The following is a 7,154-nucleotide window of genomic DNA, read 5'->3' on the forward strand; positions in this document are numbered from 1 at the left end:
CTTTATACTCAGTTGCCGGTACGGTGGCCATAGGTGCGAGGTTTGACGTAGTAGTCAATAAATGGTGCACAAAGGTTAGCGAGTAGTACGGCAAAAGCAAAAGCATCGGGGTAGCCGCCAAAGGTTCGAATCACATAAACGAGCACGCCAATAAGCGCACCGAAAATGAGTCTGCCACGTACACTTGTCGCAGCAGTGACTGGATCGGTCGCAATAAAAAATGCGGCAATCATGGTGGCACCAGAAAACAGCTGCATCAATGGCCCTACATGCGTGTCTGGACTTAACAGATAGCCAAAACTGCTGCAGACAAAGAGTGAGCCTAAAATAGCCACACTGATATGCCAACGGATCACCTTTAGTTTTAACATCACTAAACCGCCAGCAAGATAGGCCATATTGACCCAGAACCAACCGACCCCAAAGCCGTCAAAGAATACCGATTTCCCAAGGCTTTCAGACATGGTTAAGCCAAGCGCTAAATCTGTTTTTACCGTGTCGAGCGGCGTTGCCATCGCAAGACCATCAAAACCTAGCTTATAAACATTTAACTGCTCTGCAGACATAGAGCCAAAAATAGCTTGCAGGGTTAGCCCTAAATCCATAGGGTTTTGCGTAATAGCGGTTGGGATTGACCAACTTGTCATCTGCACAGGAAATGATATTAGCAGCATGACATAGGCTGCCATAGCGGGGTTGAAAATATTTTGCCCAAGGCCACCATAGAGCTGTTTAACAAGAACAATAGCAAATAAAGTGCCGATGACGACGAGCCACCAAGGTGCAATAGATGGAATTGCAACACCAATTAACACTGCGGTTAATACAGCGCTATTATCACTAATCGTCGGGAGTACGGCTCTTTTTCGCAAGTTTAATACAGCGGCTTCAGCAGCGAGTGCAACTACGACTGCCAACATCACTTGGATTAACACGCCCCAGCCAAAGAAATAACACTGGGTCGCAATACCCGGTAGCGCACATAAAATCACTCGGCGCATTACGGTCTGGGTTTGTAGCTGTACCTTTAAATGAGGTGATGAGGCTAACTTAAACGCCATGGTTTATTCCTTTTCCTGCAATTGTGCTTGAGCTTTTTTGGCTTTTGCCTTCGCAATAGTGGCGGCAATACGCTCTTTTTTACGTTGTTCAGGCGTCATATCTTGTTGCTTTTCTTGAACTGTTGCGGGCTTAGTATCAACATCTCCCTCCATAACAGTCTCTGGTGTATTTGTTACTTGCTGGATTTCTGCCTCAAGCATTGCCAGCGGTTCTGCCGCATTTAAAGCCGTCTTCTTCGCTTTAGCGCGAGCGATGGCAGCGGCAATTTTTGCCTTTTTGTCATCCTTGGCACCAGTATCTGCGACAAAGGGCATATCACTTTCGACCGTGGCAGCAACATCAGCAGTGGCTTCAGAGCCCTGAGCTGAGCCAGAGTTCAAGCTAGAACCTAAGTCAGAGTCTGAGCCAGTATCCGATTGAGCGGCTTTTCTCGCTTTAGCGCGAGCGATGGCAGCGGCAATTTTTGCCTTTTTGTCATCCTTGGCACCAGTATCTGCGACAACAGGAACGTCACTTTCTACAGGGGAAGCGGCAACATCAGCAGTCGCTTCAGAGCCCTGAGCTGAGCCAGAGTTCAAGCTAGAACCTAAGTCAGAGCCAGTATCTGTTTGTGCGGCTTTCCTCGCTTTAGCGCGAGCGACGGCAGCGGCAATTTTTGCCTTTTTGTCATCGTTGGCACCTGTAACAGCGACAGAGGACGCATCACTTTCGTCAGTGGCAATAGTACTCGCCTGAGAGCTAGAATCTGATTGTGCGGCTTTCTTCGCTTTAGCGCGCGCTATCGCGGCTGCAACTTGGGCCTGCTTGTCGTTTAATAAACGCGAGGACCCATCTTGTGACTCATTTTGTGACTCTGCAGATACCGATGTGTCAGAGCTTGGTTTGTCTTTTTTAGCTTTAGCACGGGCTATAGCCGCAGCCACCTGCGCTTTTTTATCGATTAACGTTTTGTCTTCAGCCAACGCTTTGTCATCGACTGGCGTTGAGGTACTGGCTTGCATTGTTTCTGCAGCCTTTTTGGCTTTTATTCGTGCCATAGCTTCCGCTACTGCATTCTTGTCTGTATTCGTCATCCCACCTTTGCGTCGCTCGGCCGCTTCTTTTGCCTTGGCTTCACGGGCTAACTTTTCTTCTTCTAAGCGTTGTAATCTCGCTTCGAAACGTTGCTTAGCAAAATCAGCTTGTTTCTTTTCTTCGGTTTGAGTACGTAATGCGGACTTTGCAACACGGTAATATTCGACCAGTGGAATATCGCTTGGGCATACAAAGCTGCAGCAACCGCATTCGATACAATCATGCAGGTTAAAACTGGCTGCCTTGTCATATTCTTCGGCTTTGGCGTGCCAGAATAGTTGTTGCGGTAATAAAAGAGCGGGGCAGGCAACTGCGCACTCTCCACAGCGAATACAAGGTTTTTCTACCGCGTCATCTGCTATCTCTTCATTACTTGGAAGAAGGATGCAGTTGGTTCCCTTTAAAACAGGAGCCTGTACGTTAGGTAATGCGTGCCCCATCATAGGACCGCCAATAATAATTTTATCGCTATCTAAGTCGCCATTAAAACCCAGTGAGTCAAGAATGTGCTTTATCGGCGTACCCACTGGTATCCAATAGTTACCTGGCGTTTGGCTATTAAGTCCGGTTACGGTCACCACTCGGCTGGTTAGCGCATGGCCATTAATGACGGCATCATGAATAGCATAAGCAGTACCGACATTCTGCACCAACATACCGAGCTGGGCAGGAATAGCACCTGATGGTACTTCTTGGCCAGTTAGAATTTGAATTAACTGTTTTTCACCACCGGATGGATACTTGGTGGGAACGGAAGTGATTCTGGTGCTATCTGTTGCCATCGTGCTGCGATTAAGCGCATGCTGCATCGCCTCGATAGCCTCAGGTTTATTATCTTCAATAGCGATAATAATCCGTTTAGGTTTAAGAAGCTTTTCGATAATAGTAATGCCAGAAAAGATCTCATCACTATGCTCGCGCATTAAACGGTCATCGGAAGTGATGTAAGGTTCGCATTCAATACCATTGATAATAACGAGCTCAATCTCACTTGCCGGGCTCAGCTTGATATGAGTGGGGAATGCGGCGCCGCCAAGACCTGCGATACCAGCCTGTTGGATTTTGTGCAGGATCTGTTGATTTGTTAGCTTATCGGATTCGGCTGAGGTTACCTCAACTGCTGCGTCTAGGCCATCAGCTTCGATAATACAGCTCAGAACACTAATACCGGATGCATGATTACTTGGCATTGGCTTAATATCTGTGACAGTACCAGAAGTCGGTGCATGCACAGGACTGTACGCAAAGCTGGTTCCTGTGGTCAGAGGTTGACCTTTTAAGACTCGATCGCCAACCTTGATGGCCAAGAGTGCACTGTCACCAACTTGGGTTAGTGGCAAAATGTATTGGCTGGCGAGTGGCAGTTGTCCAATAGGGCTGGTGTTAGATAATATTTTCAACTCTGGAGGATGAACGCCACCATGTGAGCGCCAAAGCGTACCTTTATCAATTTGCTCTAATAAAGTTAACACGGCTTATCCTCTTGCAACTGTTTTACGGGGATCGCATTAAGCTGCCAATCCCAAGTTTTGGTCGTTTGTTCTACTGGTAGCATGTCAATACAATCAACAGGGCAAGGTGCAACGCATAGATCGCAACCTGTGCAATAGTCTGTAATGACGGTATGCATTAACTTGCCAGAGCCAAGAATGGCATCGACAGGACAAGCTTGAATACACTTAGTACAGCCAATACACTCCTCTTCACGGATGTAGGCAACTTTTTTTACTTGCACTTCATTAGTCGCGTTGAGAGGCTCAGGATCGACACCCATTAAGTCGGCAAGTTTCTCCATGGTGGCCGTTCCACCCGGCGGACACTTATTGATTTTATCCCCATTAGCGATGGCTTCAGCATAAGGGCGGCAGCCAGGGTAACCACATTGGCCGCATTGTGTTTGAGGCAATAATGCTTCGACTTGATCTGTAAGCGGGTTACCTTCAACTTTGAATTTTTCAGCGGCAAATCCCAGTAGAACACCAAAGACTAGCGCGAGTATTGTTAGTACAACAATAGCGATGACAATACCTGACATGTTTATTTAACCAACCCTGTGAATCCCATAAAGGCGAGGGACATAAGTCCTGCTGTGACCATTGCGATTGCGCCCCCCTTGAACGGTGTCGGGACATCGGCAGCGGCAAGGCGTTCTCTCATGGCTGAGAAAAGAACCAATACCAGTGAAAAGCCCACAGCTGCGCCGAATCCAAAAATAGCAGATTCAATAAAGCCATGTTTTTCATTGATATTAAGCAGAGCAACACCGAGAACTGCACAGTTTGTAGTGATAAGCGGTAAGTAAATGCCTAACGCTCGATGCAAAGAAGCACTGGTTTTTTGCACTAACATCTCGGTGAACTGTACGACCACAGCGATCACTAAAATAAAGCTCATAGTGCGCAAATAGCCTAAGTCAAAAGGCAGCAAAAGGTACTGATTGACTAAGTAACTCAGTATTGAGGCCAAGGTTAGTACAAAAGTGGTCGCCATTGACATGCCAATGGCTGACTCAAGTTTGCTAGACACACCCATAAATGGGCATAAACCAAGAAATTTTACTAATACGAAATTATTGACTAGCACAGTGCCAATCAATAAAAGGAGATATTCACTCATCTCGAATCAATTTTGTTAGACAGAATTACAGCTATTATCGGCTTTTCCTTAGGTATTAACAACACATAGAAAGCAAGGTTAAAAAGTTTGCCTTATAAATAACCAATATCAAGCTTGCTCTTTCATATCCTCGCCCTGCATAAATGGGGTGGGTTTGGCAATATAGTAGCCCTGTAAGCCATCGATGAGCAGTTGCTCCATGATCAATTTGTCTTCTTGTTTCTCTACACCGGTCGCTATTACTCGAATGCTGAGCTTTCGAGCAATATCAATAATCATTTTTACAAAGAACTTATTATGCTGGTCTTGGCTGATCCCTTGGGTATAACTATGATCTAATTTAATAAAGTCAGGGCGGACCTCTTTAAAAAATTTAAATGAGGTAAAGCCTAAACCAAAGCGCTCAATCGATATCCGTGAGCCGACACTGTGCAGTTCATTGATAAAGTGATAGGTCGCACTCAAGTTTGTTTGCATTCCTGATTCGTTAACTTCAAACACTAATCGTGCTGCAATTTGCCTCTGTCTACTCAAGATGGTTTTTAGCCAAGAAACAAAGGCTTTATTGGTGGCTGATGCTGCACTGATGTTGATGCCGATAAGTCCACTAAGGTTAGGATGAGTAAGCAGTATGCGCATGGTATTAAGGACTACGAGTTTATCTATCTCTTCGCTCATACCGTGGCGCTCAGCCATTGCTATAACGGTTGTCGTAGGTAAAAGTTTACCTTGGCTATTATAAAATCGTGATAGTAACTCTCGGTAAGATTCGACATCGTTTCTACATGGGCGTATAGCTTGTATGTAAAATTTAATTGCTTTGCGTCGTAATAGATCATTAATCGCTACTTTCCAGCGACTCTCACCAAAAAGCTCGCCACCGGTTAATTTTTCTTGAAGATGATAACAGTTAGGGCCTAAGGTTTGTGCAATACTAACAGCCGTGTCAGCGAGGGTCATTAAAGACACTGGGTCGCTATCTTGAAGATAGGGCACTAAACCAATATGACCAATAGATGGTGTTCCAAGTTGTTGTTGATATTCTTTAAATGCCGTCTTGAGTATTTCTGCTAATTCGGTGGCTTGTTTAATGCCTACATCGGCAATCACGATAGCAAAATCGGCAGTAGCGATCCGATAAAACTGTGCTTGTGGATTATCACTCAACGCCCGCCTGATCTCGCCTGCTATACGAGCAAGATAATCATCACCAGCTTCTCTTCCATGCATCTGATTCATTGAGGCGAGCTCTGTGGCTCTAATAACGACCAATATACCGAGCTCTTTACGTTCGGGTTTACAGATTTCATCAAGTTTTTCAGTAAAACGGGCCCGAGTGCCAAAACCGGTAATGGGGTCTTGAAAGGCCGTTTTGCATAATTGTTCATGAGCTTCATGAAATTCATCGATTCTGGCTTTTAACTGCTGTTTACTTTTGTCCAGCGTTAATCCGACGCTTTTAAATTCACCTTTTATACGGGATTGCTCGATGGCATTGAAAGAAAGTTTAGCTAAATTGTCAATATGGCTGCAAATATAGGCGATCGTTTTTTTCTGTCTTATGCTCAACAGTAAATGAGTCAAACTAATTAGTAGAAACGTCCCCCAAATAATAATGAGATGATGCGTAAACTGGGTCACGGTGTTGTCTATCGGAGTCACATTTGACAGTTTTACCTGCAGTCGCCCAGCATCAAGCGCCTGAGTGTAAGCAGAATCAATAGCGAATAATTGAGTTAAATCGGTTTTCTCCTTAAGCACGAGTTGGCCCTTGGTGAAATTATTACTGCTATCTGATTTGTCGATATATTGAAAAAATTGAAAGCTAAATTGTTGTTTTAGCAAGTTGTAGAGTGTTTGACCGTTTCCTTGCCACTGTTTGTGTTGCTTAATGCTAGTGGCATATTGCTCGAGGGTTATGTGAGTCTGGGCCATTAAGCTTTGTTTTTCATGTTGATAACTAAAAAAGCTAAGCGCTAAAAAAAGTAAAACTAAAAACAACTGGAAAAGTTTAGAGGTTGTCATAAAGAATCCATTCAACGCGATCAATAACTCGTAATAGTTTGAGTTATACAGGTTTAGTTGAAAGCATTATAAACAGATTTGCAGATTTATTGCAGTGGATTTATTTGGGAGTTTTAAAGTGTTGAAAACTGAGTGGTGAAGAAAGAGTGCTGAAAAAATAGAGTTGAAGCAAGAGGTGAAAAGGTTGGCTCCCCAGACTGGACTCGAACCAGTGACATACGGATTAACAGTCCGCCGTTCTACCAACTGAACTACAGGGGAATCGAAAAAACCTTTCAAACATAGAGTGAAAATTAAAGTGGCTCCCCAGACTGGACTCGAACCAGTGACATACGGATTAACAGTCCGCCGTTCTACCAACTGAACTACAGGGGAAT

5 protein-coding genes and 2 tRNA genes are annotated in these 7,154 nt (G+C 44.6%); all 7 read right to left on the minus strand.

What is annotated here, in order from left to right; translation table 11 throughout:
* Window positions 1–8: 8 nt before the first annotated feature.
* Window positions 9–1,061, minus strand: coding sequence for an electron transport complex subunit RsxD (rsxD, locus tag ACVBJC_RS06225; protein WP_447159820.1), 1,053 nt, complete (start codon window positions 1,059–1,061; stop codon window positions 9–11).
* Window positions 1,062–1,064: 3 nt separating this feature from the next.
* On the minus strand, window positions 1,065–3,608 hold the full coding sequence (gene rsxC, locus ACVBJC_RS06230) for an electron transport complex subunit RsxC (RefSeq protein ID WP_447159819.1): 2,544 nt from the start codon (window positions 3,606–3,608) through the stop codon (window positions 1,065–1,067).
* Entirely contained in the window at window positions 3,602–4,171 is a 570-nt protein-coding gene (gene rsxB / locus ACVBJC_RS06235) for an electron transport complex subunit RsxB (protein ID WP_447159818.1), read from the minus strand. Before rsxB ends, rsxC begins: the two co-directional genes overlap by 7 nt.
* A 2-nt stretch (window positions 4,172–4,173) precedes the next feature.
* Window positions 4,174–4,752, minus strand: coding sequence for an electron transport complex subunit RsxA (rsxA, locus tag ACVBJC_RS06240; protein WP_012277028.1), 579 nt, complete (start codon window positions 4,750–4,752; stop codon window positions 4,174–4,176).
* 108 nt (window positions 4,753–4,860) lie between these two features.
* Window positions 4,861–6,777 carry an EAL domain-containing protein gene (locus tag ACVBJC_RS06245; RefSeq protein ID WP_447159817.1) on the minus strand — a complete coding sequence of 639 codons (1,917 nt, stop codon included), beginning with the start codon at window positions 6,775–6,777 and terminating at the stop codon, window positions 4,861–4,863.
* 185 nt (window positions 6,778–6,962) lie between these two features.
* Window positions 6,963–7,038: transfer RNA gene (locus tag ACVBJC_RS06250), tRNA-Asn, on the minus strand.
* A 38-nt stretch (window positions 7,039–7,076) separates the two neighbouring features.
* Window positions 7,077–7,152, minus strand: a tRNA-Asn gene (locus tag ACVBJC_RS06255).
* Window positions 7,153–7,154 lie beyond the last annotated feature (2 nt).

It is taken from the genome of Shewanella sp. 0m-6, assembly GCF_052977325.1.